Raw genomic sequence first — 19,691 nt, 5'->3', positions numbered from 1 at the left:
GGCGTTACCAGTAAATACCGCCTGCCGCTTCCGATTGCGCCAGCCAGACCGGTTTGGTGCTTGTTTTGCACCACATGCGGTGCAGATAACTGTAGAAGCGCGCGCGATCCTGGCGGAACAGCATCACTGGCAGCGCCAGTACGCCAATCAATACCACCAGCACACGGCGCAGCACAATTTTGGCGAGTGGATATGCCTGATACATCAATGCCTCCTCGTGGTAAATTTTGCTTTGAAATGTGATCTGCCTCAGATATTACGCCTGGTTGTGTAATTTTACTACTCATCCGACCACTATTTTGATCTTTTTTCAGCCATTTCCTGGCCGGGATGAAAGGAAGTTACATTTTTGTAAAATTTCGGATCACGGCGAGTTACTGAGATCGTGACGGACGCCGTCGCGGTTTATTGTTAAAGTAACGCGTTAACCTTATTTGCCGCAGGAGTCAGCGTGACGACCATCTTGATTGTCGAAGATGAAAAGGAGATTCGCCGTTTCGTGCGCCTGGCGCTGGAGAGCGAAGGCCTGAAGATTGTGGAAGCGGAGCAGTTGCAGCGCGGCCTGATTGAAGCGGCTACGCGCAAACCGGATTTGGTGATTCTCGATCTCGGTTTACCGGACGGCGATGGCAATGCCTTCATCCGCGAAGTGCGGCAGTGGAGCAGCATGCCGGTAATTGTGCTGTCAGCACGCAGTGACGAGCAGGATAAAATAGAGGCGCTGGATGCCGGCGCTGACGACTATCTCACTAAGCCGTTTGGCATCGGCGAACTGCTGGCGCGCGTGCGCGTGGCGCTGCGTCGTCATCAGCGCAGCCAGCCGGAGCCGCTGGTGCAGTTTGGCGAGGTGAGTGTCGATCTCGCCGCGCGACGCGTGCTGCGCAGCGGTGAGGAAGTGCATCTGACGCCGACCGAGTTTCGTCTGCTCAGCCTGCTGCTGAATAACGCCGGTAAGGTGCTGACCCAGCGCCAGTTGCTTAACCAGGTTTGGGGCCCTAACGCCGTCGAACACAGCCATTATCTGCGCATCTATATGGGACACCTGCGGCAAAAGCTGGAAGCCAATCCCACCCAGCCGACGCACCTGCTGACAGAAAACGGCATCGGCTATCGCTTCATGCCATAAAAAAAGGCCGCAGACGCGGCCTTCTTCACGCAGGATGCCCTGTCAGGCGTTTTTCAGCACTTCACTGACAATTTCTACCGCTTCTTTCTCGATCTGCTGGCGATGCTCAGCGCCGAGGAAGCTTTCACAATAGATTTTGTAGGCGTCTTCCGTGCCGGACGGACGTGCCGCGAACCAGCCGTTTTCAGTCATCACTTTCAGACCACCAATCGAGGCGCCGTTGCCCGGTGCCGCGGTCAGACGTGCGGTGATCGGGTCGCCCGCCAGCGTATCGGCGCTGACCATTTCAGGTGACAGCTTCGACAGTGCCGCTTTCTGCGCAGAAGTGGCAGGTGCCTGCAGACGGTTGTAGCTTGGCGCACCAAAACGCGCGGCCAGCTCATCATAGTGCTGCTGCGGATTCTTACCGGTAACCGCAGTGATTTCCGCCGCCAGCAGACACAGGATGATGCCGTCTTTGTCTGTTGACCAGGCGGAGCCGTCGAAACGCAGGAACGAGGCGCCGGCGCTCTCTTCCCCGCCAAAGCCAAAGCTGCCGTCGAAAAGACCATCCACGAACCATTTGAAGCCGACCGGGACTTCCACCAGCTTGCGACCAATGTCGTTCACCACGCGGTCAATCATCGCGCTGGAAACCAGCGTTTTACCAACGGCCACCTCTTTGCCCCACTGCGGACGGTGCTGGAACAGGTAGTTGATCGCTACCGCCAGATAGTGGTTCGGGTTCATCAGACCGGCGGGCGTGACGATGCCGTGACGGTCGTAATCCGGATCGTTACCGAAGGCCAGATCGAACTTATCTTTATACGCCAGCAGACCGGCCATCGCGCACTCGGACGAACAGTCCATGCGCACCACGCCATCTTTATCCAGATGCATGAAGCGGAACGTCTGGTCGATGGCATCATTGACGATGGTCAGATCCAGCTGGTAGTGCTCAGCAATGCGCTGCCAGTAGGCCATGCCGGAACCGCCGAGCGGATCGACACCGATTTTCAGGCCGGCTTTCTGGATCGCCGGGAAGTCAATCACCTGCGCCAGACCTTCAACGTATGGCTGGATCAGATCCTGCTCAACGATGTGGCCACTGGCCCACGCCTGATCCAGCGCCAGACGCTTAACCTCTTTCAGCTCACCTTTGATCAGCTGATTCGCGCGATCTTCCACCACTTTGGTGACGTTGGTGTCAGCCGGTCCACCGTTCGGCGGATTGTACTTGATGCCACCGTCTTCCGGCGGGTTGTGCGACGGGGTAATGACGATGCCGTCCGCCTGCGCGCCGCCGCGCTTGTTATGCTCCAGAATGGCGTTGGAGATCGCCGGCGTCGGCGTATAGCCGTTGTCCTGCTGCACAATCACATCAACGCCGTTAGCGGCCAGCACTTCCAGCACTGACAGGATCGCCGGCTCAGACAGCGCATGGGTGTCTTTACCTACGTAGCACGGGCCGGTGATGCCGTTCTTTTTACGCTCTTCAGCGATCGCCTGCGCAATCGCCAGAATGTGTACTTCGTTGAAGCTATGACGTCCCGCGCTGCCGCGGTGGCCGGAGGTGCCAAATTTCACCGCATGGTCCGGGTTCGCCGCATCCGGCTTCAGGACATAGTACTGCGAGGTTAATTGTGCAACGTTAATCAAATCGCTCTGCTGGGCAGGTTGCCCGGCACGGGGGTGATTGGCCATTGGCGCTTCTCCCTGACGCTTCGGTTTAAATGGTGCCGCAAACTTTCTCTGCCAGTTCCTGCGGGAACTGCATGGCAAGCATGATGTGTTCCACCATGCTGCATTTACGACCTGTATTGGTATTGGTGATCACCCAGTACGGCGTGCCGGGTACGTGCTTCGGCTTAGTATGGGTGCCATTTTGCAACAACGTGTGCTCATCGCCCGCAAAGTAAACGCGGGTGCGGCCCTGCAGCGAAGCAGTAGCATCAGCAAACGCCGCCGGATCAAGACGATAGAGCGTTGACAGGATCAGCATAAAGCGATTAACCGCCTTCTTCTGCTCCGCATACTCGTCAGACAGCAGCAGCTCACGCACGGCGCGCACGCGATCCTGAGGACGCGCTTCGCTGCGTACAGCTGGCGCTTCTTTTACCGCAGCACTGGTCGCTGACGCAGCAGGTGCGCTCTGGCCGGCGGTGAATTTCAGCATGCGGCGCAAAATGTCCGACGCGCTTTCACCAATGTGCTGGGTGTGGCTGGCAATATAACGGTAGAGTTCTTCGTCAACTTCAATCGTTTTCATCTTTTTCCGTACGATTCTGGCAAATGGCAGAACCACGCTATTCTGCAACGGCCTTAGCAAAATCCGGTCGTGCAAAATGTGAGCGGGCTCTAACATAAGGATTATAAAGTTAAATCCGCGACAGCCGGTAGCGCTGGCATCGTTTCCGGGCAAAAGTCGGAATATGCCCTAATGCCTGACCGCCTGGCGCCGGGACAGGTGAATCCATGATACCCTAAGCCCAGGTCTCAACCGAAAGAACTTTAGCCATGATTTTGAACGCCCGTCTGCAAACTGAACAATCTGCCCTTGATGCCCAGCCCATTCTGTTAATTCATGGCCTGTTTGGTAGCCTGGATAACCTCGGCGTACTGGCGCGCGGCGTGCGCGATGCACGGCCCACGCTGCAGGTGGATGTCCGTAACCACGGCCTGTCACCGCGCAGTGAAGAGATGCACTACGCTGCGCTGGCGCAGGATATGGTTGACACGCTGGATGCGCACCACATCGAACGGGTCGATGTTATCGGCCACTCAATGGGCGGCAAAATTGCCATGGCGCTGAGCGCCGTTGCGCCCGAACGAATTGGCAAAATGGTGCTGATCGATATCGCGCCGGTGGATTACCAGACGCGACGCCACGATGAGATCTTCGCGGCAATCCGCGCGGTCAGTGCAGCTGGCGTCACGCGCCGCAGCGCTGCAGCCGACGTGATGCGTGAATACGTGCGCGAAGAAGGCGTGATTCAGTTCATTCTGAAATCCTTCCACGAAGGCGAATGGCGCTTTAACGTACCAGTGTTATGGGACACTTATCCGGTGCTCTCCGGCTGGCAGGAGGTGCCCGCGTGGCCTCATCCGGCGCTGTTTATTCGCGGCGGTGATTCACCCTATCTGGACAATCAGCACCGTGATGCGCTGCTGCGCCAGTTCCCGCAGGCGCAGGCGCACATTATCAGCGGTGCCGGCCACTGGGTGCATGCCGAAAAACCCGATGCCGTACTGCGCGCGGTGCGCCGCTTTTTTAACCTGTAAAAGCAAAAGCTTGCTACGGGCGGTTTAGGGTTGGCGTCGCGCCGGGCGCTGGAGTATGATGTCGCGCTAAAAATTTGCCGCGGATGCTTTTTTCGCCGCGGTCGGGCCGATAAATGTTTAAATCGCGCAGCGCCTTTCCGCCGTTCGCGCCCACGCAGTTTCACAAACCATGGCAAAAGAACAGACAGATCGTACCACGCTCGATCTCTTCGCAGACGAGCGGCGTCCCGGTCGCCCTAAAACCAGTCCGCTGTCGCGTGATGAGCAGCTGCGCATTAATAAGCGCAACCAGCTGAAGCGCGACCGGGTGCGCGGCCTGCGCCGCGTTGAGCTGAAAATGTCCAGCGAAGCGGTCGACGCGCTTAACACGCTGGCCGAGCAGCAGAACATCAGCCGCAGTGAACTGATTGAACAAATGCTGCTGGCGCAGCTCAAACTGGCGTAACGTGCGCAGACCGCACGCTGGAACACAAACTCAGCGCTTTACACATTCCGCGCTTTTCGCCGGTCTGCTATCATTCGCATAACTGTGTCGTCTTCTGACTTACTTTCACAATCAGGATTTAAGAGGTTACTCACTCCATGGCAATCGTAGGCATTTTCTTCGGCAGCGATACCGGCAACACTGAAAACATTGCAAAAATGATCCAGAAACAACTGGGTAAAGATGTCGCCGAAGTGCATGACATTGCTAAGAGCACCAAAGAAGATCTCGAAGCATTCGATATTCTGCTGCTGGGTATTCCGACCTGGTACTACGGTGAAGCCCAGTGCGACTGGGATGACTTCTTCCCGACGCTGGAAGAGATTGATTTCAACGGTAAGCTGGTAGCGCTGTTTGGCTGCGGCGATCAGGAAGATTATGCCGAGTACTTCTGTGACGCGATGGGCACCATTCGCGACATCATTGAGCCAAACGGCGCAGTGATTGTGGGCCACTGGCCAACCGAAGGTTACCACTTCGAAGCCTCTAAAGGTCTGGCAGACGACAAACACTTCCTCGGCCTCGCCATCGATGAAGATCGTCAGCCTGAACTGACTAACGAGCGCGTCGACAAATGGGTTAAGCAGATCTTTGATGAGCTGCAGCTGCAGGCGATTATCGAAGCCTGATGCCTTCCTGTCCGATGTGGGCGCTGGCTCACATCGGGCAATGGAATTACCTATAAAAATAATAGCTACGGTTTTTTAACTTTTTCCCTCAATTCTGTAGAATACCCGCAACGGTCATCTGCTTATTCCTCGGGCATCAGACTGAGACTGCGCGAAAAGGAACATCGATCTGCACGATCCCGCTGAGGTTCACGACATTTCTCCTTACAGCATCCGGGGAATTGTCCGCCGCAGCCGGTTTTCATTTCGCAGGCTGAGCTCTATAATGAGACGCAAATGAGAATGCGCGTTGACCACACATTCAAGGCCTTTGCGCCGTAAGTGACTAGCAAAGTAACAGGACAATATCCGCATGACTGACAACAACTCCGCATTGAAAAAGGCTGGCCTGAAAGTCACGCTGCCCAGACTGAAGATTCTGGAAGTGCTTCAGGGACCCGGACCCGAGTCCCATCATGTCAGTGCGGAAGATTTGTACAAACGCCTGATCGACATGGGCGAAGAGATTGGTCTGGCGACGGTATACCGTGTTCTGAACCAGTTTGACGACGCCGGCATCGTGACGCGTCATAACTTCGAAGGCGGGAAATCCGTGTTCGAACTGACCCAGCAGCATCACCACGATCACCTGATTTGCCTCGACTGCGGCAAAGTGATCGAGTTTAGCGATGAATCTATCGAAACGCGTCAGCGTGAGATTGCGACACGCCACGGTATCAAACTCAGCAACCACAGCCTGTATCTGTACGGCCACTGTGCGCTGGGAGACTGCCGCGAAGACGAGACGCTCCACGATCAGTAATTGAATATGCTATGCAGTATAAAAAAACCGGTGCCAGGCACCGGTTTTTTTATGGCTGCGTTCAGGCGACCAGCGTTTCCTGCAAATAGCGCCAGCGCGGAACCGGCGTGCTGCAGTCCAGCACCGCCAGCGAAATGCGGGTCTGGTTGTTGCCGTTGAGCATTTGCAGTTCGTGATACTGAATGGTCACTTCCTGCTGCTGCTGGGAAATGATGGCATGCTCACTGGTGGCGATTCGCATCCCTTCCCGCTGCCCGTGCAGTTTGCGAAACAGGGTTTCAGTGTCATTGAGATCGAGCTGTTTGCCTTGCGGCGTCACCATTTTGAAGTCGGGATGAAAGTGCGACAGCAGCAGATCCATACTGTCATCGCTGCCTTCGGCCTGATTAAAAATACGTTCGATAAGCTGATGTAAAACCACCACGCTATGTTTGGCTTCCAGAGCGAGACTTGTCATTTTTCTTCCTTCGCTAACCCGCACAGCAACATTTAAGAGCGCATAGCCAACCTGAAAATAACGATTTCACACGGGTAAATTAGTTAATTTTATTAAAGTCAGATTAGTCGTAATTCCGCGTGATTACTGTTTTTTGTCTGGTTCAGCATAATCGATTCCCGTTTGCAGATAACGGGCAATAAAAAAGGGCGATTGCTCGCCCTTTGCTGATCATATCGTGCTATCAAGCAGTAAAATTATTCGCCGATTTTTGCCCAGGTATCACGCAGACCCACGGTGCGGTTGAACACCAGTTTCGACGGCTGCGAGTACACGCTGTCAGCGCAGAAGTAACCTTCGCGCTCAAACTGATACGGCGCCAGCGCGCTGGCGGCACGCAGACCCGGCTCAACGAAGCCCTGTTTGATTTCCAGCGAGTTCGGGTTAATGGTGGTGAGGAAATCCTCGGCCGCGCCCGGGTTTGGCACGCTGAACAGACGATCGTACAGGCGGAATTCGGCAGGCAGCGCGTGAATCGCCGACACCCAATGAATAACGCCTTTCACCTTGCGGCCATCGGCCGGATCTTTGCTCAGGGTGTCGACATCGCAGGTAGCGTAGATGCAGGTGATGTTGCCGGCTTCATCTTTCGCCACGCGCTCGGCACGAATGACGTAAGCGTTGCGCAGACGAACTTCTTTACCCAGCACCAGACGTTTGTATTGCTTGTTGGCCTCTTCACGGAAGTCGGCGCGATCGATCCACACTTCACGGCTGAACGGCACCTCACGCGTGCCCATCTCCGGTTTGTTCGGGTGGTTCGGCATGCTGATGATTTCTTCATGACCGGCCGGCAGGTTCTCGATTACCACTTTCAGTGGATCCAGCACCGCCATGGCGCGCGGCGCGTTCTCGTTGAGGTCGTCACGAATGCACGACTCCAGCGACGCCATCTCAACAATGTTGTCCTGCTTAGTCACACCGATACGGCGGCAGAATTCGCGGATTGACGCCGCGCTATAGCCACGACGGCGCAGACCGGATACGGTCAGCATGCGCGGATCGTCCCAGCCTTCAACAATCTTCTCGCTCACCAGCTGCGTCAGCTTACGCTTCGACATCACCGCATATTCCAGATTCAGGCGCGAGAACTCGTACTGACGCGGATGCACCGGAATGGTGATGTTATCCAGCACCCAGTCGTAGAGACGACGGTTATCCTGGAACTCCAGCGTACACAGGGAATGGGTGATGCCTTCCAGCGCATCGGAGATGCAGTGGGTAAAGTCGTACATCGGATAGATGCACCACTTGTTGCCAGTCTGGTGGTGTTCGGCAAATTTAATGCGGTACAGCACCGGATCGCGCATCACAATAAAGCTGGATGCCATGTCGATTTTGGCACGCAGGCAGGCTTTGCCCTCTTCGAAGCCGCCATCACGCATCTTCTGGAACAGCGCCAGGTTCTCTTCCACGCTGCGATCGCGATACGGGCTGTTTTTGCCCGGCGCGGTTAGCGTGCCGCGGTATTCACGGATCTGCTCTGGCGACAGCTCATCAACGTAGGCCAGGCCTTTGTTGATCAGCTCAACCGCGTAGTTGAACAGTTGGTCAAAGTAGTCAGAGGAGTAACGAATGTTGCCGCTCCACTCAAAGCCCAGCCATTGCACATCATTCTTGATCGATTCAACGAACTCCATATCCTCTTTGACCGGATTGGTGTCGTCGAAACGCAGGTTGCACTGCCCCTGATAATCTTGTGCGATACCAAAGTTCAGGCAGATCGATTTTGCATGGCCAATATGCAGGTAACCATTGGGCTCAGGCGGGAAACGGGTATGCACACTGTTGTGCTTACCGCTCGCCAAATCTTCGTCGATGATCTGACGAATAAAGTTCGTTGGGCGGGCTTCAGCCTCACTCATCTCAAAATCCTCAAAACAATAGCGGGTGATTTGTACCACGAAGTAACGGAGTATGATCCACAAAGCGCTGAAGGGAAACAACCGTTTGTTGGTCGTTTTAAAACAAAAAAGGCAGGAATTGCTTCCTGCCTTCAGTGACGATCAAAACGTGTTAATTTTTCACTTCGTACAGCGGCGTAACGCCTGCCACCACGGTACCGCCTGCCAGCAGATTCAGACCAGCAAAATCATCGCTGTTGCTGACCACCACCGGGCTGATCATCGAACGCGCATTGGCGTTGAGGAAGTCCAGATCCATTTCGAGGATCGGCTGACCCGCCGTGACGGTTGCGCCCTCTTCCACCAGACGGGTAAACCCTTTACCTTCCAGCGCGACGGTATCGAGACCCATGTGCACGACAATCTCGACGCCATTTTCGGCTTCAAGGCAGAATGCATGGTTGGTGTTGAAGATTTTCACCACAGTGCCCGCCACCGGCGCGACGACAGTTTTATCGCTCGGTTTGATCGCCAGGCCATCGCCTACCGCTTTGCTGGCGAAAGCTTCATCCGGCACGTTTTCCAGCGCTACCACTTCGCCACTGACCGGTGCCAGCAGCGTTGCAATCACCTTTTTCTCGCTGTTGCGCACCGCCTGGGGCTGAGCAGCCGCAGGCGCGGCGGTGGTTGCCGCAGCAGGTGCCGCTGCGCCGGCTACCGGACCTTTGCTCAGTACGGTTTTCATGGCGGTCGCAATGCTTTCGGCCTGCGTACCAACAATGATCTGCACGCTCTGCTTGTTAAGGCGGATCACGCCAGAAGCACCGAGGCGTTTAGCCACACTCTCATTCACCTGCGCCGAGTCTTTCACATTCAGACGCAGACGGGTGATGCAGGCGTCGATATTGGTCAGGTTGTCAGAACCGCCTATCGCACCGATATAGCGACGCGCCAGTGATTCGGTTTCGCTCTCACCGTTGCTGCTGTGATCAACGTTGACGTCGTAGCCGTCTGTCTCATCACCGGCAGCCAGCTCGCGACCCGGCGTCAGCAGGTTGAATTTCTGAATGGTGAAGCGGAACACCACGTAGTAGATAACGAAGAACACCAGACCCTGCGGGATCAGCATCCACCAGTGCACCGCCAGCGGGTTACGCGTCGACAGCACCATGTCCACCAGACCGGCACTGAAACCGAAACCGGCAATCCAGTGCATGCTGGCAGCGATGAAGACCGAAATACCGGTCAGCACGGCGTGGATGACATACAGCACCGGTGCCACAAACATGAAGGAGAATTCCAGTGGCTCGGTGATGCCGGTGAAGAAGGCTGCAAAAGCCGCTGCCAGCATGATACCACCGACTTTCGCGCGGTTTTCCGGGCGTGAGCAGTGATAGATTGCCAGCGCCGCACCCGGCAGACCGAACATCATGATCGGGAAGAAGCCCGCCTGATAGCGACCGGTGATACCCGGGATGCCGGTACCATTGGCAATAGACTGCGCGCCGCCCAGGAATTTAGGAATATCGTTGATGCCCGCCACGTCGAACCAGAACACCGAGTTCAGCGCGTGGTGCAGGCCAACCGGAATCAGCAGACGGTTAAAGAAGGCGTACACGCCCGCGCCGACCGAGCCCAGTTTCTGGATGTGCTCACCAAAGCTCACCAGACCGCCGAAAATGATCGGCCAGACATACATCAGGATAAAGGCGACCACAATCATCAGGAAGGAGACCAGGATCGGCACCAGACGGCGACCGCTGAAGAACGACAGCGCCTTGGGCAGCTCAACGTGGCTGAAGCGGTTGTACACTTCCGCCGAGAGAATGCCCACCAGAATGCCGACAAACTGGTTATTGATTTTACCGAAAGCGGCAGGAACCTGCTCCACCGGCATTTTCTGAATCATGGCCACCGCGGCGGGTGAACACAGGGTAGTAACCACGAGGAAACCTACAAAGCCGGTTAATGCCGCTGCACCGTCTTTATCTTTTGACATGCCGTAAGCCACACCGATGGCGAACAGCACGGACATGTTGTCGATGATGGCAGAACCCGATTTGATCAGCAGTGCTGCCAGCGCATTGCCTGCGCCCCAGCTGTCCGGATCGATCCAGTAACCTACCCCCATCAGGATTGCCGCTGCCGGCAGGGTCGCTACCGGCACCATAAGCGCGCGGCCGACCTTTTGCAGATATCCTAAAATACTCACCTTATTCTCCCCCTATGAGACTGGCGTTTTGCCGTGATGCGGGTTGATTTTATTATCCCGGCACCCGGTACCTTGATGACACACTTCACCACGAGGCGCAGTGTAAAGATAAATTAATTCGCCTCGCAAATTAAAACCAGTGTAACTGTGACTTTAATCACCAAAATGGACGTTTTTCACTGCGAAATGCTAGCCACCACCACAAACTTATTTTATGATGAAAAATATCAGGTCGCACTTTTCCAACGCCGCGAGCGCGCAAACGGGTTACCCTATAAGCAGCCAGCTGCAGCAGTAAACGCGACCCTAACTTTCCAATCTTAACTGAGGTGAAGACATGAGACTGATCCCTTTGGCCACACCGACCCAGGTGGGTAAATGGGCTGCACGCCATATCGTTAATCGCATCAATGCCTTTAAACCCAGCGCAGACCGTCCCTTTGTGCTGGGACTGCCAACCGGCGGTACGCCGCTGGAAGCCTACAAGCACCTGATCGAGATGCATAAAGCGGGCCAGGTTAGTTTCAAACACGTGATCACCTTCAATATGGATGAGTATGTCGGTCTGCCGAAAGAGCATCCGGAAAGCTATCACAGCTTTATGTACCGTAACTTTTTCGATCACGTTGATATTCAACCAGAAAATATCAATCTTCTGAATGGCAATGCCGAAGATATTGACGCAGAATGTCGCCAATACGAAGAGAAGATCCGCGCACTGGGTAAAATCCACCTGTTTATGGGCGGCGTCGGCAACGATGGCCACATTGCGTTCAACGAGCCGGCTTCTTCGCTCTCTTCCCGCACCCGCATTAAAACCCTGACGCACGACACCCGTGTGGCGAACTCGCGTTTCTTCGACGGCGATGTTGATCAGGTGCCTAAATATGCCCTGACCGTGGGCGTCGGCACGCTGCTGGATGCGGAAGAAGTGATGATTCTGGTGACCGGCCACGTCAAAGCCCAGGCGCTGCAGGCGGCGGTAGAAGGTAACGTCAACCACATGTGGACCATCAGCTGCCTGCAGCTGCACCCGAAAGCGGTGGTGGTGTGTGATGAGCCAGCCACCATGGAACTGAAAGTGAAAACCGTGAAATATTTCCGCGAAATGGAAGCGGAAAATATGAAGGGTGTGTAACAACACGTTGTAGAAAGCCTGCTGTTAAGCGCAGCAGGTTCAGCCGGGAGAAGAGATGATGTACGCATTAGTTAACGGCCGGATTTTTACCGGCCATGAAGTTCTGGACAATCACGCCGTGGTGATTGCCAATGGCCTGATTGAGCGTGTCTGCCCGCGCGATGCGCTGGACGCCGCGATTCCACAACAAGATGTGGCTGGTGCGTTCATCGCTCCCGGATTTATCGACCTGCAGCTCAACGGCTGCGGCGGCGTGCAGTTCAACGATGACATCAATGCCCTGAGCGTGGAAACGCTGGCGATCATGCAGCGTGCCAATGAAAAATCCGGCTGCACCAGCTATTTACCAACGCTGATTACCAGCAGTGATGAACTGATGAAGCGCGCGATTGAAACCATGCGCGCTTACCTGGCGAAGCATCAGAATCAGGCGCTGGGCCTGCATCTGGAAGGTCCGTGGCTGAATAAAGAGAAGAAAGGCACCCACAATCCGCAGCTGATTCGTCTGCCGGATGCGGAGCTGGTGGATTTCCTGTGCGCCAACGCTGACGTCATCACCAAAGTTACGCTGGCACCGGAAAATGCGGGCAGCGCCGTGATTCGCCAGCTGCGTGACGCCGGGATTATTGTGTCGTCTGGTCACTCCAATGCCACCTATGCCGAAGCCAAAGCGGGCATCAGCGCGGGCGTCACCTTTGCCACCCACCTGTATAACGCCATGAGCGCCTTTAGCGGTCGTGAGCCAGGTCTTATCGGTGCGCTGTTTGATTCGCCTGATGTATACTGCGGCATTATTGCAGACGGTTTACATGTCAATTACGCTAACGTGCGCAATGCAAAACGAATCAAAGGCGACAAACTGGTGCTGGTGACCGATGCCACCGCGCCAGCCGGTGCGTCGATTGATCAATTCATTTTTGCAGGTAAAACAATATACTATCGCGACGGCCTGTGCGTAGATGAGAACGGTACCCTGAGCGGATCTGCGCTGACGATGATTGAAGCGGTGCAGAATAGCGTGGAACATTGTGGTATCGCGCTGGACGAAGCGCTGCGCATGGCGACCCTGTATCCGGCAAGGGCAATGGGTGTGGAAAAGCAGTTTGGTACGGTGGAAGCAGGAAAAGTCGCCAACCTCACTGTCTTTACCCGCGATTATCAAATCACTAAGACGTTCGTCAACGGAGACAACGTCCTCAGCGAGTAAGTACTGAATGACCACTGGCGGCCAGACTCAAATAGGAAATGTCGATCTTGTCAAACAACTTAACAGTGCAGCTGTTTACCGGCTGATTGATCAACAGGGGCCGATTTCGCGTATTCAGATTGCCGAACTCAGCCAGCTTGCGCCCGCCAGCGTCACCAAAATTACCCGTCAGCTTATCGAACGCGGCCTCATCAAAGAGGTGGAGCAACAGGCCTCCACCGGTGGGCGCCGCGCCATCTCCATCATCACCGAAACCCGCCATTTTCATACCATCGGCGTGCGCCTGGGGCGCAACGATGCCACGCTGACGCTGTTCGATCTCAGCGGAAAATCGCTGGCGCAGGAAGATTATCCGCTGCCGGAGCGCACCCAGGAGACGCTGGAGAACGCGCTGTTCAACGCCATCAGTGCCTTTATGAGCACGCACCAGCGTAAAATTCATGAGCTGATCGCTATCGCGGTGATCCTGCCGGGGCTGGTCGACCCGATTAACGGCATCATTCGCTATATGCCGCATATCGCCGTCAGCCACTGGCCGCTGGTGGCGAGCCTGAAAAAACGCTTTAACGTCACCAGTTTTGTCGGCCACGATATCCGCAGCCTGGCACTGGCTGAGCACTATTTCGGTGCAAGCCGCGACTGTGCTGACTCCATTCTGGTGCGTTTACACCGCGGCACCGGTGCCGGCATCATCGCCAACGGCCACATTTTTCTCGGCAGCAATGGCAACGTAGGTGAGATTGGCCACATTCAGGTCGATCCGCTCGGCGAACGCTGCCACTGTGGCAACTTTGGCTGCCTCGAAACCATCGCCGCCAACGGCGCGATTGAGAACCGCGTGCGCCACCTGCTCAACCAGGGTTATCCCAGCAGCCTGACGCTGGATGATTGCCAGATGCCGCAAATCTGCCGCGCCGCCAATCAGGGCGACGCGCTGGCCTGCGAAGTGATCGAATACGTTGGCCGCTATCTCGGTAAAGCCATCGCCATCGCCATCAACCTGTTTAACCCGCAAAAAGTGGTGCTGGCCGGCGAAATTACTGATGCCGATAAAGTGCTGTTCCCGGCGATAGAGGGCTGCATCAATACCCAGGCGCTGAATGCGTTTCGTAAAAATCTGCCGGTGGTAAGGTCTGAGCTGGACCATCGCTCGGCGATTGGCGCTTTCGCGCTGGCAAAACGCGCTATGCTGAATGGCATTCTGCTGCAGCACCTGCTGGAAGAATAATAGAGAAGCCTGCCGTCTGGCAGGCCCGACCGGAAGCCATCTATGACCATCAAAAGCGTAATCTGTGACATCGACGGCGTGTTGATGCACGACAATACCGCCGTGAAAGGCGCAAACGAATTCCTGCAGCGCATTCTGGAAAAAGAGATGCCGCTGGTGGTGCTGACCAACTATCCGTCACAAACCGCGCAGGATCTGGCCAACCGTTTTGCCAACGCTGGCGTCGACATCCCGGATTCGGTGTTTTACACCTCCGCCATGGCCACCGCGGATTTCCTGCGTCGTCAGGAGGGTAAAAAAGCCTACGTGATTGGCGAAGGCGCGCTGATTCACGAACTGTACAAAGCCGGATTTACCATCACTGACGTCAACCCGGATTTCGTGATCGTCGGCGAGACGCGATCGTTTAACTGGGAGATGATGCATAAAGCCGCCTTCTTTGTGGCTAACGGTGCGCGTTTTATCGCGACCAATCCTGATACCCACGCACGCGGCTTTGTGCCGGCCTGTGGCGCGCTCTGTGCCGGTATCGAAACCATCTCCGGCCGCAAACCGTTTTATGTCGGTAAGCCCAGCCCTTACATCATGCGCGCCGCACTGAATAAAATGCATGCGCATTCAGAAGAGACGGTGATTGTGGGCGATAACCTGCGCACCGATATTCTGGCTGGCTTCCAGGCCGGTCTGGAAACCATTCTGGTGCTGTCCGGCGTCTCTACGCTGAGCGATATCGACGCCATGCCGTTCCGTCCGGACTGGATCTACCCTTCCGTGGCTGATATCGACCTGTTCTGATTAGCGTCATGCTGTCTGCTTATGGCCCTGCTCGCCGTTACGGTGTGCAGGGCTTTTTTATCTGTCTGGCACACCGCTGTGATTCAGCCGCTGACGCGGCCTCATCGGTTGCGCACAAAACCATCACTTTTGATGATTCATTAGATGACATCTAATTTAATAGTTGTTTTATTGAATAAAATTCAACATTACTTCACACCAACAATCTTTTTATCAGTATTTGGTGATTTCGCTTGCGTTACCACCATCAATTAGCGCATTTTCTTATACATCACGCAGCGCAGGCTGCCGGACAAACAAGTCAATAACATCGCCACAGGGTGAGATCAGGAGTCAGTTATGTGTTCGATTTTTGGTGTGCTGGATCTGAAGACCGATCCTGTTGAACTGCGCAAGAAAGCGCTGGAATGTTCCCGTCTGATGCGTCACCGCGGCCCGGACTGGTCAGGTGTCTTCGCTGATGAGAAAGCCATTCTGGTGCACGAGCGCCTGTCCATCGTTGACGTGAACAACGGCGCCCAGCCGCTGTATAACGCGGATCACACCCACGTACTGGCTGTTAACGGCGAAATTTATAACCACCAGGCGCTGCGCGCGGAACTGAGCGATCGCTACGCGTTCCAGACGGGTTCAGACTGCGAAGTCATCCTCGCGCTGTATCAGGAAAAAGGCCTCGACTTCCTCGACGACCTGCAGGGCATGTTCGCCTTCATTCTGTGGGACAGCGTCAAACAGCAGTATCTGATTGGCCGCGATCACATCGGTATTATTCCGCTCTATATGGGCAACGATGAGCACGGCAACCTGTATGTTGCTTCTGAAATGAAAGCGCTGGTGCCGGTGTGCCGCAGCATCAAAGAATTCCCGCCGGGAAGCTACCTCTCCAGCACCGATGGCGAAATCCGTCGTTACTGGCAGCGTGACTGGATGGATTTTGCCGCCGTGGCGCAAAACACCACCGATGCCGCTGGCCTGAAGCACGCGCTGGAAGAGTCAGTGAAGAGTCACCTGATGTCAGACGTACCGTACGGCGTACTGCTGTCCGGCGGCCTCGACTCTTCCATCATCTCTGCGGTGACCAAGCGCTTTGCCGCCAAACGTGTGGAAGATCAGGACAAGAGCGATGCGTGGTGGCCGCAGCTGCACTCGTTTGCCGTCGGTCTGGAAGGATCGCCGGATCTGAAAGCGGCGCAGGCGGTGGCCGATCACCTCGGTACCGTGCATCATGAAATTCACTTCACCGTGCAGGAAGGTCTGGATGCGATCCGCGATGTGATTTACCACATCGAAACCTACGATGTGACCACCATTCGCGCGTCGACACCGATGTATCTGATGTCGCGTAAAATCAAAGCGATGGGCATCAAAATGGTGCTGTCCGGTGAAGGCGCGGATGAAGTGTTTGGTGGTTACCTCTACTTCCATAAAGCACCGAACGCCCAGGAGTTCCACGAAGAAAACGTGCGTAAGCTGCTGGCGCTGCACATGTTTGACTGCGCGCGCGCTAACAAAGCGATGTCGGCATGGGGCGTGGAAGCGCGTGTGCCGTTCCTCGACAAGAAATTCCTTGATGTGGCGATGCGCATCAACCCGGAAGACAAAATGTGCGGCAGCAACGGTAAGATGGAAAAACACATTCTGCGTGAATGTTTCTCCTCTTACCTGCCGGAGAGCGTGGCGTGGCGTCAGAAAGAGCAGTTCTCTGATGGCGTAGGCTACAGCTGGATTGACACGCTGAAAGAAGTGGCGGCGAAGCAGATTAGCGAGCAGCAGCTGGCGACCGCGCATTTCCGCTTCCCGCACAACACGCCAACCTCGAAAGAAGCGTATCTGTACCGCGAAATCTTTGAGGAGCTGTTCCCGCTGCCAAGCGCGGCAGAGTGCGTTCCGGGCGGTCCATCCGTGGCCTGTTCGTCGGCGAAAGCCATTGAGTGGGATGAAGCGTTTAAATCGATGGACGATCCGTCCGGACGTGCGGTAGGCGTGCATCAGTCAGCGTACAAATAAGCATTTTCTTTATGCGTATAAGGGGCCCATTGTGGCCCCTTTTTCTTGCATCTGACGCGGATACGATCGAAAATTGCCGAATAAATCATCAGCCTGGTTACAAGCCAGACAAACAGGCGCGTTAAGGCAAAAAACGGCAAAAAATTTGTTGACGCTACAAAGCTCAATACGCATAATGCGCCCCGCAACGCCGATGAAGGTAACGCGAAAAAAGATGGCTACGTAGCTCAGTTGGTTAGAGCACATCACTCATAATGATGGGGTCACAGGTTCGATTCCCGTCGTAGCCACCATCTTTTTGCGGGAGTGGCGAAATTGGTAGACGCACCAGATTTAGGTTCTGGCGCCGCAAGGTGTGCGAGTTCAAGTCTCGCCTCCCGCACCATTTCAGTCTTCGGCAGCCGGATGGGGTATCGCCAAGCGGTAAGGCACCGGTTTTTGATACCGGCATTCCCTGGTTCGAATCCAGGTACCCCAGCCAATCCGATGCACTCTCGTGGATACGAGTCGACGAATGGGATATCGCCAAGCGGTAAGGCACCGGTTTTTGATACCGGCATTCCCTGGTTCGAATCCAGGTATCCCAGCCATCATCGGGCGCAGTAAAGCAGTACAATCTGGCTACGTAGCTCAGTCGGTTAGAGCACATCACTCATAATGATGGGGTCACAGGTTCGATTCCCGTCGTAGCCACCAAACAAATTGGGGTGTCGCCAAGCGGTAAGGCAGTGGATTCTGATTCCACCATTCCGGGGTTCGAATCCCTGCACCCCAGCCATACAAAGACAATTTGACCAAACACCTATTGGGGTGTCGCCAAGCGGTAAGGCACCGGATTCTGATTCCGGCATTCCGGGGTTCGAATCCCTGCACCCCAGCCAAATTGCACAACAGGCCCGCTTTTGCGGGCTTTGTTGTTTTTGTCGTTCCTGAATTTCACGCCTTATACAACAGATGGCGCCGCCACGATTGCGGCGCCCGGTGAGTTTACAACCCCAGCGCGTAACGCAGCACCTGACGCTTGAGCACGCCAGCATTCTCTGCCGCAATCAGTCCAAGGTTACGCACCACACGCAGCGGCGGCAGCGCGTTGCTAAAGGCGAAGTAGAACAGATCCATACCGCCCTGCATCAGCAAATTATCTTTGTAGCGCTGACGGTGATAACGCTGCAGAACCGGCAGCGATGACCAGCGCTGCGCCTGGCTGCGCGCGTCCACCAGCGTATCAATCAGCGCATCCACATCGCGGTAGCCGAGATTAACCCCCTGCCCGGCCAGCGGATTGATGGTGTGTGCAGCATCACCGACCAGCGCCAGGCCCGGCAGCACGTAGCGCGTGGCATGGCGGCGCACCAGCGGGAACGACGCCGCGTTCTTCACCTCGAAGCGGCCGACACGCGCCGGGAAGTTAGCCTGCACCTCTTTGGCCAGCTGGCTGAGCGGCAGATTTTGCAGCTGACGGATCCGCGCCGGCGCATCGTACCAAACCAGCGAAGCGTGGCGATCGAACAGCGGCAGAAACGCGCGCGGTCCGTCCGGCGTAAATTGCTGCCAGGTGGCATCGCCGGCCTCGTGTTCACACTCAACGCTGATTAGCATGCAGGATTGCGCATAGTTCCAGCCGCGCACGCCGATACCCGCCAGCCGGCGCACGCGCGAATTAGCACCATCGGCCCCCACCACCAGCTGGCTATCCAGCGTGCTCCCGTCATCCAGCTGCAGCTGCCAGCCGCCGCTGTGCGCCTGTAACGCCTGTAGTGAGGCCGGGCACAGCAACGTTACGCCATCCTGCTGCATCTGTTCCCACAGCGCGCGCTGCAGCACGCTGTTTTCCACCATATAGCCCAGCTCGGGAATGCCCAGTGCAGCGGCGTCAAAGGTGACGTGCGCGCTTTGCCACTCCCAGGTTTCCAGCTTGCGGTAGGGCGCGCTGCGCATCGCCTGGACACGCGGCCAGACATTGAGCTGGCGCAGCAGCGCCACCGATGACGCACCAATGGCGGAGATGCGTATATCCGGCGCCAGGCTGGCGTCAAACGCGGCCGGTTCGGCACGCTCAATCACCGCCACGCGAAACTGCTGCTGCGCCAGACCACAGGCCAGTGCGGCACCGACCATGCCGCCGCCTACTACCACCACATCAAACTGTGAATCCTGCATTGACTCTTATCCTTCTGATTGCCGTGACGCCTTGCGGCAGCACTCTATGTGGCAAAGTGTACCGGAAATTTACCGCACCAGCAGAAAAGCCCTGCTAACCTTGTGCTTCAGACGGCTCAGCCGCGCGAAGTATAACCGGGCATCATGCCCTGAATAATTCGTGCGCCAGGAAGGCGGCAAGCAAGGATCATCCCGGGAGCTTACATCAGTAAGTGACCGGAGGAGCCGCGCGCAGCCAACGTGCCTGGCGTGCGAAGTATAACCGGGCATCATGCCCTGAATAATTCGTGCGCCAGGAAGGC

17 protein-coding genes and 7 tRNA genes are annotated in these 19,691 nt (G+C 55.8%); 17 read left to right on the top strand and 7 right to left on the bottom strand.

Going from position 1 to position 19,691, the window contains the following annotated elements:
- Positions 1-4: 4 nt before the first annotated feature.
- Entirely contained in the window at positions 5-205 is a 201-nt protein-coding gene (locus F3J41_RS01705) for a YbfA family protein (protein ID WP_031279882.1), read from the bottom strand.
- Between the two features lie 246 nt (positions 206-451).
- Here F3J41_RS01705 and kdpE point away from each other — a divergent pair, with 246 nt between their 5' ends.
- Complete coding sequence (gene kdpE, locus F3J41_RS01700) at positions 452-1,126, top strand: two-component system response regulator KdpE (protein WP_152391242.1); 675 nt, start codon at positions 452-454, stop codon at positions 1,124-1,126.
- A 42-nt stretch (positions 1,127-1,168) separates the two neighbouring features.
- Here the strand turns inward: kdpE and pgm are convergent, their stop codons facing one another.
- Both pgm and seqA read right to left on the bottom strand, forming a co-directional pair.
- Complete coding sequence (gene pgm, locus F3J41_RS01695) at positions 1,169-2,809, bottom strand: phosphoglucomutase (alpha-D-glucose-1,6-bisphosphate-dependent) (RefSeq protein WP_021508555.1); 1,641 nt, start codon at positions 2,807-2,809, stop codon at positions 1,169-1,171.
- 25 nt (positions 2,810-2,834) lie between these two features.
- Positions 2,835-3,374, bottom strand: coding sequence for a replication initiation negative regulator SeqA (seqA, locus tag F3J41_RS01690; RefSeq protein WP_059010772.1), 540 nt, complete (start codon positions 3,372-3,374; stop codon positions 2,835-2,837).
- Positions 3,375-3,622: 248 nt separating this feature from the next.
- Between seqA and ybfF the strand changes: the two genes are divergently transcribed.
- The 4 genes from ybfF to fur all read left to right on the top strand — a co-directional run bounded on the left by ybfF (position 3,623) and on the right by fur (position 6,302).
- Positions 3,623-4,387, top strand: coding sequence for an esterase (gene ybfF, locus F3J41_RS01685; protein WP_104092695.1), 765 nt, complete (start codon positions 3,623-3,625; stop codon positions 4,385-4,387).
- A gap of 169 nt (positions 4,388-4,556) precedes the next feature.
- On the top strand, positions 4,557-4,832 hold the full coding sequence (gene ybfE, locus F3J41_RS01680) for a LexA regulated protein (protein ID WP_010616122.1): 276 nt from the start codon (positions 4,557-4,559) through the stop codon (positions 4,830-4,832).
- Positions 4,833-4,969: 137 nt separating this feature from the next.
- Positions 4,970-5,500 (top strand): flavodoxin FldA, encoded by a 531-nt coding sequence (gene fldA / locus F3J41_RS01675; RefSeq protein ID WP_021508557.1) that lies wholly within the window; start codon positions 4,970-4,972, stop codon positions 5,498-5,500.
- A gap of 352 nt (positions 5,501-5,852) precedes the next feature.
- Positions 5,853-6,302 carry a ferric iron uptake transcriptional regulator gene (fur, locus tag F3J41_RS01670; RefSeq protein ID WP_021508558.1) on the top strand — a complete coding sequence of 150 codons (450 nt, stop codon included), beginning with the start codon at positions 5,853-5,855 and terminating at the stop codon, positions 6,300-6,302.
- Between the two features lie 61 nt (positions 6,303-6,363).
- On the opposite strand, the gene F3J41_RS01665 is transcribed toward fur, so the two are convergent.
- From F3J41_RS01665 to nagE, 3 genes are all read right to left on the bottom strand, one after another.
- Positions 6,364-6,759 (bottom strand): hypothetical protein, encoded by a 396-nt coding sequence (locus F3J41_RS01665; RefSeq protein ID WP_021508559.1) that lies wholly within the window; start codon positions 6,757-6,759, stop codon positions 6,364-6,366.
- 236 nt (positions 6,760-6,995) lie between these two features.
- Positions 6,996-8,663, bottom strand: coding sequence for a glutamine--tRNA ligase (glnS, locus tag F3J41_RS01660; protein WP_058757889.1), 1,668 nt, complete (start codon positions 8,661-8,663; stop codon positions 6,996-6,998).
- A 151-nt stretch (positions 8,664-8,814) separates the two neighbouring features.
- Positions 8,815-10,848 carry an N-acetylglucosamine-specific PTS transporter subunit IIBC gene (gene nagE, locus F3J41_RS01655; protein ID WP_031279883.1) on the bottom strand — a complete coding sequence of 678 codons (2,034 nt, stop codon included), beginning with the start codon at positions 10,846-10,848 and terminating at the stop codon, positions 8,815-8,817.
- Positions 10,849-11,191: 343 nt separating this feature from the next.
- Between nagE and nagB the strand changes: the two genes are divergently transcribed.
- The 12 genes from nagB (at position 11,192) to F3J41_RS01595 (ending at position 18,110) form a co-directional block, all read left to right on the top strand.
- Positions 11,192-11,992, top strand: a complete 801-nt coding sequence (nagB, locus tag F3J41_RS01650) for a glucosamine-6-phosphate deaminase (protein ID WP_031279884.1) — start codon at positions 11,192-11,194, stop codon at positions 11,990-11,992.
- Between the two features lie 58 nt (positions 11,993-12,050).
- On the top strand, positions 12,051-13,199 hold the full coding sequence (gene nagA / locus F3J41_RS01645; protein ID WP_166710246.1) for an N-acetylglucosamine-6-phosphate deacetylase: 1,149 nt from the start codon (positions 12,051-12,053) through the stop codon (positions 13,197-13,199).
- A gap of 7 nt (positions 13,200-13,206) precedes the next feature.
- Positions 13,207-14,427 (top strand): N-acetylglucosamine repressor, encoded by a 1,221-nt coding sequence (locus F3J41_RS01640; protein ID WP_058757890.1) that lies wholly within the window; start codon positions 13,207-13,209, stop codon positions 14,425-14,427.
- A 42-nt stretch (positions 14,428-14,469) separates the two neighbouring features.
- Positions 14,470-15,222, top strand: a complete 753-nt coding sequence (locus tag F3J41_RS01635) for an HAD-IIA family hydrolase (RefSeq protein ID WP_021508565.1) — start codon at positions 14,470-14,472, stop codon at positions 15,220-15,222.
- Positions 15,223-15,561: 339 nt separating this feature from the next.
- The gene (gene asnB, locus F3J41_RS01630) at positions 15,562-17,229 is read left to right on the top strand and encodes an asparagine synthase B (protein ID WP_021508566.1); all 1,668 of its coding nucleotides are present in this window, start codon (positions 15,562-15,564) and stop codon (positions 17,227-17,229) included.
- 216 nt (positions 17,230-17,445) lie between these two features.
- Positions 17,446-17,522 (top strand) — tRNA-Met (locus F3J41_RS01625).
- Positions 17,523-17,529: 7 nt separating this feature from the next.
- Positions 17,530-17,614, top strand: a tRNA-Leu gene (locus F3J41_RS01620).
- Positions 17,615-17,635: 21 nt separating this feature from the next.
- Positions 17,636-17,710 (top strand) — tRNA-Gln (locus F3J41_RS01615).
- Between the two features lie 34 nt (positions 17,711-17,744).
- Positions 17,745-17,819 (top strand) — tRNA-Gln (locus F3J41_RS01610).
- Positions 17,820-17,848: 29 nt separating this feature from the next.
- A tRNA-Met gene (locus F3J41_RS01605) sits at positions 17,849-17,925 on the top strand.
- Between the two features lie 7 nt (positions 17,926-17,932).
- A tRNA-Gln gene (locus F3J41_RS01600) sits at positions 17,933-18,007 on the top strand.
- A gap of 28 nt (positions 18,008-18,035) precedes the next feature.
- Positions 18,036-18,110 (top strand) — tRNA-Gln (locus F3J41_RS01595).
- A 106-nt stretch (positions 18,111-18,216) separates the two neighbouring features.
- Here the strand turns inward: F3J41_RS01595 and ubiF are convergent.
- On the bottom strand, positions 18,217-19,389 hold the full coding sequence (ubiF, locus tag F3J41_RS01590; RefSeq protein WP_166709769.1) for a 3-demethoxyubiquinol 3-hydroxylase: 1,173 nt from the start codon (positions 19,387-19,389) through the stop codon (positions 18,217-18,219).
- Positions 19,390-19,691 lie beyond the last annotated feature (302 nt).

Origin of the sequence: Pantoea sp. Ap-870, from assembly GCF_011752515.1 — a bacterium.
Classification (GTDB): domain Bacteria; phylum Pseudomonadota; class Gammaproteobacteria; order Enterobacterales; family Enterobacteriaceae; genus Pantoea; species Pantoea dispersa.
This window is presented reverse-complemented; position numbering and strand designations above follow the sequence as displayed.